A 16,633-nucleotide genomic window follows, 5' to 3' on the forward strand; every position below is an offset into this window, starting at 1 on the left:
GTTGCCCGGCTCTGGCACGTTACCGCCGTCCATCACGCCGGCCTCTAATACATCGCCAGTGGCATCTTGGATGGTTGAGGTGATAAGCGGAATATCATTAGTACCATTAATCGTTACTGTGACAACTTGGATTGCTGAAAGACCGTATTCGTCGGTCACTGTTATGTTGAATATTTCGGAAACTTGGTCACCAACAGCCAAACTATTGGCTAGTTCATTGCTTAGGATGAATGTCCAACTGCCCGTCGACTCATCGAGACTAAATATTCCGTAAGGTGTTTCTGCTGCATCATTTAAGCTCCATGTAAGAACGGCTCCATCATCAATATCTGTCGCTGTTAATACGCCGCCTGTTTCAGCTATACCAGCTGTAGCCTCGTTACCGCCGACTAGCACACCAGCTTCGACTACATTACCTTGTGCATCTTCAAATGAAGAGGTGATAACAGGAGCATCATTTTCACCTGTAATGGTTATCACTAAAGTGAGAGATACTTCATCACCATCTGCATCGACTAATAGATAATCAAAAGTATCTGTTATTTGCTCGCCTAGCGCTAAGGATTGAACGTCATCAGCCTGACTATTGAGAATGTAATTGTAACTTCCGTCAGCGGCGATAATTAAAGAACCATAAACACCTGCAATCGTGTTTTCTGCGCCGACATCTGTTGTACCTGAGCTTGAAGATATTTGAGTTACTTGGGCTAAATCAGCACCTAAAGTATCGTTAGCTAAGACATTGCCGAACACGCCTTCAAGATTGTCTTCATTAATGGCATTAATATCATCGAGGCCCGTAGGAGCATCATCGACAATATTCGCTGTGACTACTGCAGTGGTACTGTCCCCTTGATTGTCAGTAAGTTGCACTACAAATAGTTCTGATAAAATATCAGACTCACTGTGGTCTAATGCGCTATTAAGGGTGTAGCTGTAGGTAAGGATGGAGTTTGTAGGATCATAAGCGGTTATCACTAAAGTGCCATATTCACTGGGAATAGTAACTGGACCGATGAAGCTACCGTCTACAAATACTTGTGCACCATTGATTGTAAGGGCTTGAATTCCCGCCTGTACAGCAACAGAAACACTCTCAGCTTGTGACAGTGCAGCAACTTGAGGCGCAGAGCCTTCAGCCAAGTTTTCTTCATACAGTGTCACAGAGCTTGTAGTAATTGTAGGCTTAGCAAACTGTTCTAAAAAGTTAGGTTGTTCATCTAGGCGAGAGATTTGTGGCTGAATAAAGCCATCGGTGCTATGTCCTGCTGCCGCAATTGTTTCGTCACCTGCACGGCCTACAGAAACAAAACCACCACCTTCGTTACCTGTTGGACTCGTTTCACCTGCTGCGGTATCTGGCAAGTTTAATGTCGGATCTTCACCGCTTAGAATTTGTGCTTGTAATGCCGCAATTTCTGGGTCGATAGTCTCGATGATAGCTTCAGTGGCTTCAAATCCTGCACTAGTGACTTCAGTGGTGTCTTGGAAATCAGCTTGGGTGACTATGGTACCGTCGCTATATTCAAGTTTAAACGTTGCGTCTGCTGCAACATTAAATGAGGTGTTTTGGCGTAAAGTGTCACCTACCTTAAGAGGGACCATTTCACCTTGGTTATTTTTACTGCTAATGACGCCAGAAAGCTCCACAATGGTGGCATCCTGTTTTGAAATATATGTATCCATCATAAAATTCTCGACCATCTCATCCGTGAGCGAAATAAAGGAACATTAGTACTTAGTCATTTTAATTGTTGTACCAATAGTACAAAGTTTGTACGTGGTTCAAATGTTGTCAAATCAGGGGAAGTCAAGGTGAGGCAATAATATTTTTTTGAAGTTTTTTGTTAGATTTTAAAGGCGAGTTTTTTCAGCTAGCTAGCTTGCAGGAAATAAAAATAGTGCGCTTTAAAAGACAAAAAGCCACTATACAGTGGCTTCTATATACAAAAAGAATATAAAAAAACTTACAGCTTGGCGGCATTTCTTCTGGTTTGCAGTGCTCTGTTTAATTCGCCTTGGTGTTCCTGTACATCAGCGAGAGCGTGTAAGTTATTGATGTCATCCTGGAGGTAACAAGCTTTTTGCCACCATATTTTAGCATTGTGATAGTCATGATTCTGGTGATACAACTTAGCTAAACAGATCTGATAATCTACATTGTCTTCAAAGCTAGTTTCGAGCGCTAATAGCTGCTTTTTAGCTGCAACATCCGACGGGGTGAGTACTTGAGATAATGCTGCAAAAATTGCTTTTGAAGGAGATGCTTTAAGCTGCTTTTGCAGCAGCTTTATAGCGTGCTCTTTTTGGTCATAGCGATTTAAGCCGACAGCATATTCAGCAATATACTCTGCTTGTTTTCGTTCGCCACGCGATAGCCAATGCCAGCATTTTTCTAACTCTTGTTCATTTGTATTCGCGGCATGCTTTAGTAAAGCGATATTGGTTTCAAAGGTGAGCTTTTTAAACGCATCATCGGTCATAATCTGCTTTTTACTGGCGATAGGCAAAATAAGCTTAAGAGCTTGCCAATCCTGCTGCGCTTGGTACAAATCAACAGCTAGCTTTAATACTGGAGCTTTGCTTTTACTGGTTGGATTTAATTTGTCGAGCTCTTCTCGTGCTAGCGTTAGTTCACCCTGTTGCAGCAGATAACGAGTGCGGGTAGTACTCACCGCTTTTGTGGCTAACGGTTCAAGCTCTGCTTTAGCAAGGTATTCATCGCGAGCTGTAATATTATTCTGATGTTGTGCTGCTCGAGCAGCTGCAAGTAAATTAAGTGCAGGGATCTCACCCTTATCAGCACCTTTAACCATGGCTTTTTCAGCTGCGGCCCAATCCTCTTCTGCAAGCGCTAAAGCCCCCATAAGAGTGTGCTTTCTTGCAGCCTTCTTACGCCATTTTTCAGGGAGTAGTCGACTTCCTAAAATGAGGTTTAACACCCAAACAATAACAAACTCAGCTAGTTGTAGCAGGCTGTAAAAAATAACCAGTGCAATAACTGCAAAGACGATACTGGTCTCTACTTGATAATCACCAATGGCAATATAAAGGTAGCCTTTATTACCAGCTAGAAACGGGCTGATGAAGAAGCCCAGTAAAATAATACCGAGATAGACCAGAACGCGAACCATTATTGCGCCCCCTCAGTCATTAAATTACCGTAAGTTACCAACTGGTTTAAAAGGTTGGACGAACCAAATCGTTCAATGGATGTTGTTTGGATCTTCAAGGTTTCTAATGCATCTAAAGTGGCTAGAGCATCGGTGACCTGTTGATCTTTAAGATCGAAATACTGATAAATCCATTTTCTAGCCAGCTTAACTGAGTTACGGTAATTAACTTGATCTTGTCGATACAGGGCTAATTGAGCTTGCAGCAGTTTGTTACGAGTATTTTCGACAAGGTACCATTGTTGATCGGGCTCTAGTAACGGCGCGGCATCAGTAGTGCGCTTTCTTATAATGACAAAGTCATCAATCAGTGCTTGCCAAGATTTAGCGAGGTTTGATTGCCAATCATCCAATGAGTCACTCACTTGAGTATCTTTTAGCTCTTCTGCTGAAAAGTGGGTTTCGGCACGGTTTAATGGCAAGGTTTCAATACCATCGATTAAGGTATCAAGGGTTAATACGGTGCCAGCAATATCGGTATTTTTAATCGAAGCAGTAGCGGCGATATCATTCGCCAGTGCTTTTCTTAGTGGCATAAGCGAAGGATCGCGCATTGATTTTATGCGTTCGTCGGCAGCTTTTAGCAGGCTAGTTGCGGTGCTGGGATCTTTCTCTAACCACAATTTTTGCCCTGCCAGCCGGACTAAGTATTTAGCTTCTTCCGCGCGCCAATGGTTGGGGTTACGCTGAGCAATAATTGACACGCGCTCTTGCAACTGTGTTTGTTCGTTTTGAGCGGTAGATAATGCTAAATCTACAGAAGATTTAAATTGGTTCTGTTGCTGCTCTAAAAAGGCGATACGCTGATTTGGCTTGACGAGTTCAGCCCGTAGTTTTTGCTCTAATGCGAGCGACTGTGCTTTTTGTATTTCAAGCTGTTGATACAGGTGATATCCGCCGGCAGCGGCGGCAAAAGTGACAATCAATAATAAAAAAAGCGTAATAATAACGCCCCATGGGGTGGCTTTATTGGTTGCTTGGGTCTCAATAGCGACTGGCTGTTCGAGGCTGCTCTGCGGTTCAGACTGAGCGTCAATAACTGACTGTGACGCAGTAGTTTCTTCCGGAGTGGGCGCTGTGGAGCTGGCGTCAGTGTGCTTGTTTTCCATTAAACAGTCCTTGAAAGCGATGATGCTGCAGTAAAACGAGTATCTACGAATGCTTAAGTGGCTAAACTATAAGGATAGTGCAGTCAGCATCGCATTGGTATTGGCTGCCTTGGCATTGGTTACGGTGATTAGACCGTACGCAGCAGCTTTATCATATACTCGGGAGCTAGGGACTATAATATGACAAGTTTGCAGCCATGCAAATAGTTCATTTGGCACAGTTTTGATAAGGTTATCGAGTATTTCGCCACTGGTAATGATGATAGTGTCTATACCGAATGATTGCCATTGCTGACAAATATCGCTCATATCTAACTTGGGACATCCCCTTTTATAGACTTCCCAGTAGGCTAAATTTGCATTGCGCTTGGTTAGCTCAATAGCTAAATCTTCTCGTCCACCGACGCCACGAACAATGACAATATTCTTATCGCTGACATTATTAAGTGCGGGTAGACTCAATAAACCTTCAGTTTGCTGACAATCATCGGGAGCTTTATTAGCTATAATTCCAAGGGCTTGCAAGGCTAAATATGTCGCTTCACCAACTGCATAATATTGAGCCGATTGAGGCCATTTCTCTGTAAGTTTATCAGAAGCAAACTTGACGGCATTGGTGCTAATAAAAATGATAATATCAGCTTGAGAAAGTGTGCAGCGGATCTGTTTCGATTGGAGGTTTGAAGTGGGTTGTACCTGTAATAAAGGCGTAGTGAGGTAAGAGACGTTTCTATTAGATAACGCCTCTTCCATTAACTGATTACGCCCTTGTGGGCGCGTCAGCAATACCTTCATTGAGCCTGCTTATGCTTTTGCATATACGGCATCAAGAATAGTCTTGGCGCCTTTTGACAATAGCTCTTCAGCAAGTGCAACACCGAGTTGCTCTGCATCGTTTTTATTGCCAGAGGTTGCAGCTTCAATAACTTGGCTACCATCTGGGTTACCCACTAAACCGCGTAGGCTCAATGTGTCACCGTCAATCTCTGCGTAAGCACCGATAGGCACCTGACATCCACCCTCAAGACGAGTATTCATTGCACGCTCAGCGATAACGCGTTGACGTGTTTCTAAATGCTCAAGTGGTGCGAGCAGTGCTTTTACTCGAGTATCATCAGTACGACATTCGATACCTACAGCGCCTTGGCCGTTTGCAGGTAGTGAGTCTTCTGCTGAGATAAAGCTAGTAATTCTTTCTTCAAGCTTTAAACGCTTAAGGCCTGCAGCGGCAAGGATGATTGCATCATAGTTGCCTGCGTCAAGTTTAGCTAAACGGGTACCAACATTACCGCGAAGATCTTTAATTTGAAGATCTGGACGAGCCGCACGAATTTGGCATTGACGACGCAAACTTGAAGTACCAACTACTGCGCCTTGCGGTAGTTCATTGATGCTGCTGAAGTTGTTTGATACAAATGCATCACGTGGATCTTCACGTTCACAAATAACTTCTAGTCCTAAGCCTTCAGGGAAATCAACTGGCACGTCTTTCATTGAATGGACGGCAATATCAGCTCTGTCTTCTAACATGGCAACTTCGAGTTCTTTTACGAATAAGCCTTTACCACCAACTTTAGCAAGCGGTGTGTCTAAGATGATGTCACCTTTAGTGCTCATCGGCAGCAGTTCAACGGTGAGGCCTTCATGGATTTTTTCCAGTTCAGCTTTCACAAATTCAGCTTGCCACATGGCAAGAGGGCTCTTACGTGTTGCGATACGGATTACATTTTGAGACATGCAGAATATTCCATCTTAGAACTTAGTTGCGCCAATGCTAACATTGCCCGAAAGCAGATGTAACATTCTGCTGCTGATTCTTTGAAGTATACCCAGTTATATCTCAGTTAAAAGTGTGACCGATGTCACATTTGCTTGCTGTAAGGCATTTTGCCGTATACATTAGACATAGCGATATAGACTAGGGAGTTAGCCTAAATTGGTAGAAAAGCTCGACACGCAAGAATGTGCAGCTGAAAGGTTGGATTGTATTCGATATGCTAGAGCAAGCGCTTTATTGTCGCCCCTTAAACGCTACCTGCTCCGCTTGATCCCTGTTTTTCTGCATCATCACTCTGAAAAACTTCCTGGTTACAATGGACCGTTTACGCCCAAGGGAATATTTGATTTTCATTTAAACAGTGAAGATTTTGAAGCCTGTGACACGCTGAATCTCCAAGTTCCTGTAAATACCAATAAGCATAACCCTATGATTGAAGGGGTTTATAGTATGGGCAGTACTGCGAGCTTCGGACAAAACTCACAGAGTGATATTGATGTTTGGCTTATCCATAGCAAATTAATGAGTAAGAATCAGTGTGAATTATTAGCCCAGAAAGCGACTTTGTTGACCGAGTGGTTCGCCCAGTATGATTTCGAAGTTAATATCTATTTAGTTCATCCTGAACAGTTCATCATGGCCCAAGAAGATCAAGCTGATCTATACAACTGTATGGGACATGAGCACAGTGGTAGTGCTCAGCATTGGTTATTACTAGAAGAGTTCTACCGGAGTCACTTCAGGCTTGCGGGAAAAGTGATTGCCTGGTGGCCTAATGCTGTAAAAAACTCTCATTTACTCTCACTCGGAGACGCCCAATCACTGCCAGCGAGTGAGTATTTTGGTGCGTCATTATGGCAGCTCTATAAAGGCGTGGAAAAACCCCATAAAGCATTATTGAAAGTGCTACTTTTAGAGGCTTATGCTAGTGAATATCCTAATACACAATTGGTGAGCGAACGTATTTGGCAGCGAACCTTAGAAGGAGATTTCTCAGCGGGTAATGACGCCTACTACTTGTTGTATGAGTCAATCGAAAGCTATTTATTAAAGCTTGGTGATGCAAGAAGGTTAGAGATCACGCGACGCTGCTTTTATCTTAAATGTGGTGTTAGGTTGAGTTTGCCAGAGCAAGCGAAAGACTGGCGTTATTATAAGATCCATCAGTTGGTCGAAGATTGGGGCTGGGCACCGAGCTTAGTTGAAACTCTGGATAATTGTGAGCATTGGCATTGTGGCCAGCTGCAATGGTTTAATGAACAACTCAATGAGCTAATGTTAGGCAGCTATCAAACCTTGCTGCATTTTGCTTCGGCACATCGATTGAGTGAGAGCCTTAGAATATCAGAGTTGGGTTTACTGACCCGCAAATTACATACTTACTTTAGTGAAGATGAGCATCAGATTATGACGCTCAACCAACTCTGGAGTCGCTCGCTAACAGAGTCTCACCTGTCGATTATTTATAGTGAACAAGATAGAAACTATTATCTGTATCGCTGTGCGCCCCATCCAAGAAACTTTCTACAACATAGTGCGGTTTATCACTCAAAAAGTAAGGCTAAATTATTGGTATGGGCCTCACTGAATGGCGTATCTGTTGAGGGCACGCGCTGGTATGAAGTTAAGAAGAGTAAGCGAAGAGCGACTTTTTTAACAACGGCAGCGGATCGGTTAGTGGGTTTAATTGATATTGGTTCGATGAAAGTCTCAAAGTTAGCACTCTGCCAGCCTTGGCACTTTAAGAAACTGGTGTTCCTGCTCAATTTTAATAGCGATCCAACAGAGCAATGGGTTGGCCAAGAGATAATGGCTGATTATCTAAACAGTAATGTATTTTCTATGGGTAAAAGCTGCAGCAATATGTTGGGCTCCATCGATGTTATCAGTCTAAACAGCTGGGGTGAGTGGCATTGCCATCATTTTGAAGGACAAAAAGCACTGTTAGATACTTTGGCTTTTGTTACTCCAGGTATGAGAAGAGCATCACAAGATGTGGCTATGGAAGTTATTAGTTGTGCGAGTAAGTTACGTTCGCAGACTGAACGTAGCGTTAAAAATTTACTCGATAGAACGGTACGTTTAGGTCGTGATGCACAAGAGTCATCAACATTGGTTTATCCGCTTAAAGTGGGCAAGATACGTTACGGTATTTTCTTTAACAATAGAGGCATGCATTTCGAAAATTTGAGTGATGCTAAGTCTTTTTACCAGCAGCTATCAAAAAGAAAGTTAGTTGAAATACCAAGACCAGAGCTTGGCAATGAGCCGTTTTCGAAGATCCCTTCGGTGATCCAAGATTATGCCGCTAGGGGGGCAATCCAGTATTTCTTACGCCCAAGAAGTGAAGGGTTAGATGTATTTATCTTAGATGAGAACAATGCACTCAATCATTATGTTCAGGAGGAAATTGATATTGAAGGCTTGGTGAGCCAAGTTAGTCATCACCATGCTTTTAATGATTCAATTCTGGAGCGAGAACAATTTAACATGCCGCAGTTTTTTAAGCTTGAACGTCTGAATGGCAAGCTGATAGCGTTGCCTTTTGGCGTCTCAAAAGAGGCCTATGAAGCAGAGTTTTAGGGGCTGTTCAGGCAAAAAAAGAGGAGTCTTTATACTCCTCTTTTTATCAAATAATTGAATCAACCGTTACTTAATATCTAGTTTCAGGCCGCTTTGCTTAAAAATAGATTCAATGACAAATGGCATAAATTCGTTGTCGTTGCGTTGGTCTAACCATTTGCCGTCAACATAAGCAAAATGGTAGCCGCCAAATTGAGTGGCAAGCCAAATCTCATGCATCGGCTCTTGCTTGTTGATTACAATTTTAGAATCACCGTTGAACTCTAACTGCAATACATTACCTGAACCATCAACATCGACGTCGGCATCTTCTTCGTCAATGAGTACCTCTATCGCACTATCAATTGCTTGGAACATTTCATCTGCTAGTTGATGAAATTCAAAATCTGTAATAGCCATGCGAATTATCCCTCAGTGTTAAGCTACTAACACATATATTACCAATCCAATCGGTGATTACCAATCACATTAATTTTATGGTTATTATTTTAGTGAACGCAGAATGAGTAATTAAGTCTTTTTAAGCTTATGTTTATAAGTAATTTTTATGCTTTTAACTAAAGAGATTTTGAGAGCTTTATTTGCATTAAAACCAGATAAATATCACATAGAAGCAGATTTCAGCGTCAAAATTACATTTTTATACTATTTGTTAGTGCCAAATATCGAAAAATAACAGATAAAAACTACCGATATAAATGCGCTAGAGGGTTGACTGTGAATAGCCTAGTCTGCAAACATCAAGGTATCTATTTTTTGCCATACAGCAAGACATTGACTGATGTTACCTCAGTTCAAGTTATTGCACTAAGGGTCATCGATGTTGAAAAAAATGAGACTGTTTTTATTACTCGGGCTTGGTAGCCTTGTACTTTTAGGTTGTGGGCAAAAAAGTGCACTTTTTAGAGCGCCTCCACAAGACGTTAATCAAGCCGCGACAGATACAAAGTCGCCTGACGCAGAGCCAAAGCAAAGCGAAGAAAGTAAAAAGGATTAAAGACGTTGGATCATTTTATATATCAAGCAGACGAGCTCTATGCCGAACAATGCCAAGTTGCCGAATTAGCTAAGCAACATGGCACGCCTCTTTACATCTATTCGCGAGCGACATTAGAGCGCCATTGGCATGCTTTTGATAATGCCGTCGCTAATCATCCACACCTTATCTGTTATGCAGTTAAGGCCAATTCTAATATCGCAGTATTAAATGTACTGGCGCGCTTGGGAAGTGGTTTTGATATTGTCTCGGGCGGCGAACTTGCAAGAGTATTAGAAGCCGGTGGTGATCCTGCTAAAGTGGTATTTTCAGGTGTTGGTAAAACAGTGGCCGAAATGGAGATGGCGTTAGAGATAGGTATCTACTGCTTTAACGTCGAATCTGCGGCTGAACTAGAACAATTAAGTATTGTTGCACAGCGCATGGGCAAAATTGCGCCAGTGTCATTGCGGATTAACCCCGATGTAGATGCCGGCACACATCCTTATATCTCGACCGGTCTTAAAGAGAATAAGTTTGGTATTGCGATGGAAGAAGCTGAAGCTATTTTCCTGCGCGCTAAAGAGTTAGCTGGTATCGAAATCAAAGGTGTAGATTGTCATATTGGCTCTCAGCTTACTGAAATAAAACCCTTTTTAGACGCTATGGACAGAATGTTAGCGCTAATTGACCGGCTTGCAGATCAAGGCATTGAGATTAAGCACTTTGATGTCGGTGGTGGTCTAGGGGTGACTTATGATGATGAAGTACCGCCACAACCAGATGTTTATGCTGCTGCTCTACTGGAGCGTTTAGGTGGTCGAGATCTTAAGCTAATTTTTGAACCAGGCAGAGCGATTGCCGCCAATGCAGGTATCTTTGTCACTCAAGTGCTGTACCTTAAAGAGAATAGCGATAAACGCTTTGCTTTAGTTGACGGCGCAATGAATGACTTGATTCGACCTTCTCTGTACAGTGCGTGGCAAAAAATTATTCCTGCAATCGATCGTGGTGGTGATACGCAAAGTTATGACGTTGTTGGCCCTGTTTGTGAAACGGGTGACTTCTTAGGTAAGGATCGTCAATTGAATATTGCAGCCGGTGACTACTTGGCAATTCGATCGTCCGGCGCCTACGGGTTTACCATGGCCTCGAATTACAATTCGCGTCCACGTGCTGCCGAGTTAATGGTTGATGGTGATAAAGCTTTCGTTATCCGTGAAAGAGAAAAACTTGCACAATTGTGGCAAGGTGAGCAGTTACTGCCGTAAACTCAATATATAGAATGTAGCGTGATAAGCACTATCCGCTACGGTTACCTTTAAGGAAGTCCATCTTGATTCAATTCACGAAGATGCACGGGTTAGGCAATGACTTCATGGTTGTTGATGGGGTCACACAGAATGTGTTCTTCTCTCCTGATCAGATCAAGCGTTTAGCCGATAGAAATTTTGGCATCGGGTTCGATCAATTATTGTTGGTGGAGCCTCCGTACGACCCTGATCTTGATTTTCACTACCGGATCTTTAATGCCGACGGCAGCGAAGTTGAACAGTGCGGTAATGGCGCACGCTGTTTTGCACGTTTTGTCCGCAATAAAGGGCTGACCCAAAAGCATAAAATCCGAGTCAGTACTTCATCAGGCAAGATAACGCTGAGGCTAGAGCGTGATGGTAAGGTGACGGTCAACATGGGTATTCCTATGCTTGAGCCATCGAAAATACCTTTTAATGCTAAGAAAGTAGAGAAAACCTACCTACTGATGGCATCTAGCGGGACATACCTTTGTGGTGCAGTTTCTATGGGGAATCCTCACTGCGTCATTGATGTCGACGATGTCGCTAATACCGATGTCGACACCATTGGCAGTGAATTGACTCAACATGAACGATTCCCAAAGGGCGTTAATGTTGGCTTTATGCAGGTGGTAAACCCAGGTTATATAAAACTGCGAGTCTATGAGCGCGGCGCGGCTGAGACATTAGCCTGTGGCACAGGTGCTTGTGCAGCTGTTGTTGTGGGTATTTTACAAGGAAAGCTTGAAAGAAATGTGCGCGTTGATCTACCCGGCGGTACCTTGATGATCAATTGGGATGGTGAAGGTAAGCCACTGTGGATGACCGGACCTGCTGAACACGTTTATGATGGACAAATTCCTCAATGACAGATAGCAACATGAAACAGCAACCTCCTTTTGATGAAATATTGATTAGAGAGTACCTGCTCGATAACCCTGATTTTTTTAGCCGTTATCCAGAGTTATTATTGGCTATGCGTATTCCTCATGCAGAGCGCGGTGCGGTTTCATTAGTTGAACGACAGCAAGAGTCGCTGCGTCAGCGGGTGTCTCAGCTTGAAGAGGAGATTACCTCTTTATTAGCGATGGCATCTCGTAATGAGCAGATCTACATGTTTAACAGTGCATTGTCGATGCAGATGCTAAAATGTGAAGATATGGGTGAGTTACGCCAAGTATTATCAAGTGGTTTAAAAGAGCAGTTTCAGTTCAGCCATGTACGATTAATTACAGTACATGATATTGATAGTGAACTGTCGCAGATCTGGAAAAAACGCTTAGATTCAGGTTACTACTTTGGCCGTTTAACCAATGAAGAGTCAAAACGTCTATTTGGGTCAGAAGTCGGTTCAGTCGCTTTATCTCGATTATCGCAAGAGTGCGGCCAAGTGATCTTTGCTATCGCAAGCTCAGATCCGATGCATTTTCATCCTGATATGGATCACCTGTTACTTTCGCAGCTCAAACAGTTACTGGATCATCAGTTGCCCAAAATTTAATAGCGAGGCTTTATGGCTGACAATGTATCTTCGGGCACGTCACCTTGGCTTATCGATTTTGAACGATACTTAAGGACTGAAAGGCAAGTTTCAGCTTATACCGTCAGAAACTATCTGTTTGAATTAAAGCGGGTCGAAGCCGTATTTTCAGCTGATGATGACTGGCTTGCGCTAAAGCACGAATCACTGCAAGCCATTATCGCTAAACTACACCGTAAAGGGTTAAGTCCACGCTCTTTATCCCTTACCTTGTCGTCAATTAAACAGTTCTTTGATTTTTTACTCAGAGAAGAGCAAGTTTCCGTTAATCCAGCACTTAATCTCAGCGCACCTAAGCAAGCTAAGCCTTTACCTAAAAATATGGATGTGGACTCGGTAACCCATCTGTTAGAAATTGATGCTAACGATCCGTTAAGTTACCGAGACAAAGCGATAATGGAGCTGTTTTACTCTTCAGGGTTACGATTGGCAGAGCTGGCAGCCTTGAATGTCAGCGATATTAAATTTTCCCAAGCGCAAGTAAAGGTGCTGGGTAAGGGCGGTAAAGAACGTATCGTGCCGATTGGTAAGTTAGCACTAACTGCAATCTCTCAGTGGCTTGATACTAAGCGAGATATTGCTTGTGAAGATGATGCACTGTTCGTCACCGCTAAAGGTCGACGTTTGGCGCACCGCAGCATTCAAGCCAGACTGGCTAAATGGGGGCAGGAGCAGGCGCTGAATGTTAAGGTGCATCCCCATAAACTGCGGCACTCATTTGCGACCCATATGCTTGAATCGAGTGCAGATCTGCGCGCGGTACAAGAACTACTGGGTCACGCGAACCTATCGACAACCCAAGTCTATACGAGCTTGGACTTTCAACATTTAGCCAAGGTATACGACGGCGCGCACCCCAGAGCGAAGAAGCGAGGTGGTAAATCATGAAGATCTATCTACGGCCACAGCCTTTTAGCGTCATCAGCTTCGATCTCGATGACACCTTATATGATAATCGCCCTATTATTCGTCAAGCTGAGGCGGCATCGCAACAGTTTCTCAATCAGCAATACCCTAAGTCTCAAGCATGGCAAATAGGTGACTGGCATCGATTAAAGTTAACCTTGATAAAGCAGCACCCGCAACTGCGCCATGACCCGAGTCTTGCTCGGCAAGCCATGCTTGAATGTGGCTTAGTTGAATTGGGTTACGATGCACATACGGCTAAAGCAGGCGCGACAGCTGTATTTGACCACTTTGTTTTACATCGAAGTCACTTTTCAGTATCAAAGCAAGTGCTGGAGCTACTCGCGAGGTTGAAACAACGTTATCGACTGATTGGTGTTACCAATGGCAATGTCGATTATCAGCGCATTGGTTTAGGCGAAATGTTGGAATTTGTATTGCACCCAGGGCAGGGCTTCAAGCAAAAGCCCGCTGCTGATATGTTTATACAGGCTGCTAGTCGTTTAGATATTCCATTAGAACAAATACTGCACGTTGGCGATAGTGCTAATAGCGATGTGGCTGGTGCAAGGCAAGCAGGCTGCCAGGCTGTGTGGCTCAACCCTGGGTTTGGTGCTGACATGTTATCAGTCGCAGGAAAATATCTTCCACACATACAAATTAAATCTATATTTCAATTAGAGCAACTCAATTAGCTTGTTTTAACTCAGTTTTCCACTGTACTTTTTTTCGTGATCGCTTGTTATCCTTCTCGATATTGGTATTCTCCGCTCTGCTAAATATTAATAATAAACAAAGTTTTATATTAGATAAGGATTATCATGAAAAAACTATTTGTTGCCATTACGGTATTACTATTAACCAGTGCTTGCTCTATAAAGCAACGAGTCGACCCGGTGCAGGTCAGTAATAATGCTGAGGTTTGTATCCAAAAGAATCCTGATGTACGCGAAGGTTTTCTAAAGGAGATGGAAACCATTCTTGCTGAGAAGAAGATTAATTACCGTATTATCGAAGAGCTAAATGCAGATGAGCAGTGTGAGTGGACAGCGACCTATACGGCCAATTGGGCGTGGGATCTTGCGCTTTACATGGTCTATGCCGAAATTAAGGTATTTCGTGACGGCCGTTTAGACGGTGAAGCTATCTATGATGCTCGCCGCGGCGGTGCAAATATGAGTAAATTTATCGATGCAGAGCCAAAGATAAGAGAGTTAATTGAGCAGCTTATTCAACAAAAGCAAGCGTCAATGAATTGGTCTCCACTAAACCAAACTGCTATTTAAAAAAAAGGCTCACAAATGTGAGCCTTTTTTTAAGCCGTTAACGCAATGGCTTTTGGAAACAATACGTTGTTCTCAATGTAGATATGTTGTTTTAGATCCGCATCGAATTCAGCGAGGCTGGCATAACAAACGCGCCAAGTGGTGCAAGCATGCTCTGGCGGTTGAAAGCCGTTAGTGAGCTCGCTAATCTTCTCCATAATCTGCAACGCATCATCATGCTCATATTGCATCGCATTGATTGGGTTACTGATGTGACCAAAACAAGTTTGGTTTTCAACTTGATTATGCAGTCCTAAAATCGCTGGAAACAGGATCTGTTCCTCCTTCATCAGGTGTGGCATCAAATCATCAACCAGTGCTGTAATCCAACCTGCTAACGGCTTTATCTCACTGTGGTTTTCACCGTGAGCACGTACCATTTTCTGGCTGTACTCGACTAAAAGCGGCGCTTTTTCTCTGACAAAGGTATGGTGAGTGGCCTCGATATAATTAAGCAGATCAGGCAGTGGCAGCTCGGTAAGCCCTTGGTTGGTGACCGTATTTTCATCGAGTGCGAGTAGTGCATTGAGCAATGCATCCTCATCGGCATTAAAACGAGAAATAGCGCGATCTAGCGTAATACCGCCGCCACAACAAAAGTCGATACCATGTTGACTGAAAATATGAGCTGTACGAAAGTCATTAGCGACCAACTCGCCGACACGAGTATTAAGTTGCACTTCTTTTGATTGAGACATGGTGGCACTCCAACAAATTAATATAACAAGTATATTATTTGCATCTTAATGTGTTCTCAATCATTACTTGAGTAAAATGCTCGGGTAATCACACTTTAGCGGTCAAAACCTTACTTTAGAGGTACGCTCAATACGCTTTTACTTACCTGTTGTTGTTTAAGCATACCGCCAATGCGAAGTGATTGGTTTTTATAAATAATAAGGCCACGATGATCCATCGATGGCGTTGCTACTAGCTCGGCTGGAAGCCATTGATGGGAGGCTAGATCGAAACGGTGCATTATATCTGAGGCATGGCTTGGTTGGCCGTTATAACCAATGCCGTCATAGTTGTATGGGTTGCTGCTACCACCAACAAAAATGATCTGTTGATGCTCTTTATCACCAGCTGCAGCCATTCGGTAATGAGCCATTGCATCCGGTTGTGGCAAGTTACCTATAACTTGTTGTGAATAATGAGGTAGCAACTGCCAATCGATACGTAAGTGATTATCAGCTTTTATTTTTCCGTATAAACAAACTGGTGATGCTGTGAACGTCCTCGGCTGGTTGATTTGAGGAGTAACTGTTACGCCATCACATATGACTATCTCGTTGCCAACAATACCAGCAGCTTGGCCAAATACTGCAGGAATAGGCAAGGGGCTAGCTTGGGCCCAAGTATCAGTTTGGGTGTCATACACCTGCACTAAATTGACATTGCCATGTTGATGCCAGCCACTTAGTAGATAGATATATCGGTTTTGATAAACCAGTGCGCTGGTGTCATCAACAGCTACCGGCATATCGGCGATGCGAGTATAGCTTTTATCCTTAATTGAGAAGCGATAGTTATCGGCAGTCGATAGCTCTTGATGATCACTTGAAACAGTAAAGCCACCAAAAAGGTAAGCATCACTGTTAATGCCAACAGCAATTGCAGCTAGGCGGCCACTTAAGTCACTGATGTGTGGTACTGGAGGGAGTTGTTGCCATTGAGCGTCAGCCTTGCTTATTTCTATTGCCCATGATCTATTATGGATAGCCTGATAGTTTTTATTTTGCCCCATTCCCATGAAACTGAGTAAGTAATCGGCAGAGTCCACAGTGACTAAAGCAACTGCATTATTGGTTACTGGCTCGGGTAGATCTGCTATGGGCTCTGCAGTTGCAGTGACAGAGTAAAGGATAATTAATAGAAAAATAATGATATTTGGCATGATTAAGCTCACGAAATTCCCTAGAGGTTTAATGTAGCAAAATCTCATTCAG

Annotated in this window: 16 protein-coding genes; 8 read left to right on the plus strand and 8 right to left on the minus strand. The window is 43.1% G+C overall.

Going from position 1 to position 16,633, the window contains the following annotated elements; genetic code table 11:
- From AB4135_RS02465 to hemC, 5 genes are all read right to left on the minus strand, one after another.
- A partial coding sequence (locus AB4135_RS02465; protein ID WP_371990017.1) for a retention module-containing protein occupies positions 1–1,689 on the minus strand: 1,689 nt, incomplete at its 3' end.
- Between the two features lie 278 nt (positions 1,690–1,967).
- Positions 1,968–3,134 carry a heme biosynthesis HemY N-terminal domain-containing protein gene (locus AB4135_RS02470; RefSeq protein WP_371990019.1) on the minus strand — a complete coding sequence of 389 codons (1,167 nt, stop codon included), beginning with the start codon at positions 3,132–3,134 and terminating at the stop codon, positions 1,968–1,970.
- A complete protein-coding gene (locus AB4135_RS02475) occupies positions 3,134–4,282 on the minus strand; it encodes a uroporphyrinogen-III C-methyltransferase (protein ID WP_371990020.1) in 1,149 nt (382 codons plus the stop codon). The genes AB4135_RS02470 and AB4135_RS02475 overlap by 1 nt, the downstream gene beginning before the upstream one ends.
- Before the next feature lie 66 nt (positions 4,283–4,348).
- A complete protein-coding gene (locus tag AB4135_RS02480) occupies positions 4,349–5,077 on the minus strand; it encodes a uroporphyrinogen-III synthase (RefSeq protein WP_371990022.1) in 729 nt (242 codons plus the stop codon).
- Between the two features lie 9 nt (positions 5,078–5,086).
- On the minus strand, positions 5,087–6,019 hold the full coding sequence (gene hemC, locus AB4135_RS02485; protein ID WP_371990023.1) for a hydroxymethylbilane synthase: 933 nt from the start codon (positions 6,017–6,019) through the stop codon (positions 5,087–5,089).
- 199 nt (positions 6,020–6,218) lie between these two features.
- Here hemC and AB4135_RS02490 point away from each other — a divergent pair, with 199 nt between their 5' ends.
- Positions 6,219–8,642, plus strand: coding sequence for a class I adenylate cyclase (locus AB4135_RS02490; protein WP_371990025.1), 2,424 nt, complete (start codon positions 6,219–6,221; stop codon positions 8,640–8,642).
- Positions 8,643–8,708: 66 nt separating this feature from the next.
- On the opposite strand, the gene cyaY is transcribed toward AB4135_RS02490, so the two are convergent.
- Entirely contained in the window at positions 8,709–9,041 is a 333-nt protein-coding gene (cyaY, locus tag AB4135_RS02495; protein ID WP_371990027.1) for an iron donor protein CyaY, read from the minus strand.
- Positions 9,042–9,462: 421 nt separating this feature from the next.
- Between cyaY and AB4135_RS02500 the strand changes: the two genes are divergently transcribed.
- From AB4135_RS02500 to AB4135_RS02530, 7 genes are all read left to right on the plus strand, one after another.
- Positions 9,463–9,639, plus strand: coding sequence for a hypothetical protein (locus tag AB4135_RS02500; protein WP_220736811.1), 177 nt, complete (start codon positions 9,463–9,465; stop codon positions 9,637–9,639).
- A gap of 5 nt (positions 9,640–9,644) precedes the next feature.
- On the plus strand, positions 9,645–10,889 hold the full coding sequence (gene lysA, locus AB4135_RS02505; protein ID WP_371990029.1) for a diaminopimelate decarboxylase: 1,245 nt from the start codon (positions 9,645–9,647) through the stop codon (positions 10,887–10,889).
- A 65-nt stretch (positions 10,890–10,954) separates the two neighbouring features.
- Entirely contained in the window at positions 10,955–11,782 is an 828-nt protein-coding gene (gene dapF / locus AB4135_RS02510; RefSeq protein ID WP_371990031.1) for a diaminopimelate epimerase, read from the plus strand.
- Complete coding sequence (locus tag AB4135_RS02515; protein WP_371990033.1) at positions 11,779–12,414, plus strand: DUF484 family protein; 636 nt, start codon at positions 11,779–11,781, stop codon at positions 12,412–12,414. Before dapF ends, AB4135_RS02515 begins: the two co-directional genes overlap by 4 nt.
- Before the next feature lie 12 nt (positions 12,415–12,426).
- Positions 12,427–13,341: a tyrosine recombinase XerC gene (gene xerC / locus AB4135_RS02520; protein WP_371990035.1), complete on the plus strand. Its 915-nt coding sequence runs from the start codon at positions 12,427–12,429 to the stop codon at positions 13,339–13,341.
- The gene (locus AB4135_RS02525) at positions 13,338–14,054 is read left to right on the plus strand and encodes an HAD-IA family hydrolase (protein ID WP_371990037.1); all 717 of its coding nucleotides are present in this window, start codon (positions 13,338–13,340) and stop codon (positions 14,052–14,054) included. The genes xerC and AB4135_RS02525 overlap by 4 nt, the downstream gene beginning before the upstream one ends.
- A 126-nt stretch (positions 14,055–14,180) precedes the next feature.
- Complete coding sequence (locus AB4135_RS02530; protein ID WP_371990039.1) at positions 14,181–14,645, plus strand: Sbal_3080 family lipoprotein; 465 nt, start codon at positions 14,181–14,183, stop codon at positions 14,643–14,645.
- 29 nt (positions 14,646–14,674) lie between these two features.
- Here the strand turns inward: AB4135_RS02530 and ric are convergent, their stop codons facing one another.
- Positions 14,675–15,382, minus strand: coding sequence for an iron-sulfur cluster repair di-iron protein (gene ric, locus AB4135_RS02535; RefSeq protein WP_371990041.1), 708 nt, complete (start codon positions 15,380–15,382; stop codon positions 14,675–14,677).
- A 110-nt stretch (positions 15,383–15,492) separates the two neighbouring features.
- Positions 15,493–16,593 (minus strand): Kelch repeat-containing protein, encoded by a 1,101-nt coding sequence (locus tag AB4135_RS02540; RefSeq protein WP_371990043.1) that lies wholly within the window; start codon positions 16,591–16,593, stop codon positions 15,493–15,495.
- Positions 16,594–16,633 lie beyond the last annotated feature (40 nt).

The organism is Shewanella sp. 10N.286.54.B9 (assembly GCF_041468565.1).
GTDB lineage: Bacteria > Pseudomonadota > Gammaproteobacteria > Enterobacterales > Shewanellaceae > Shewanella.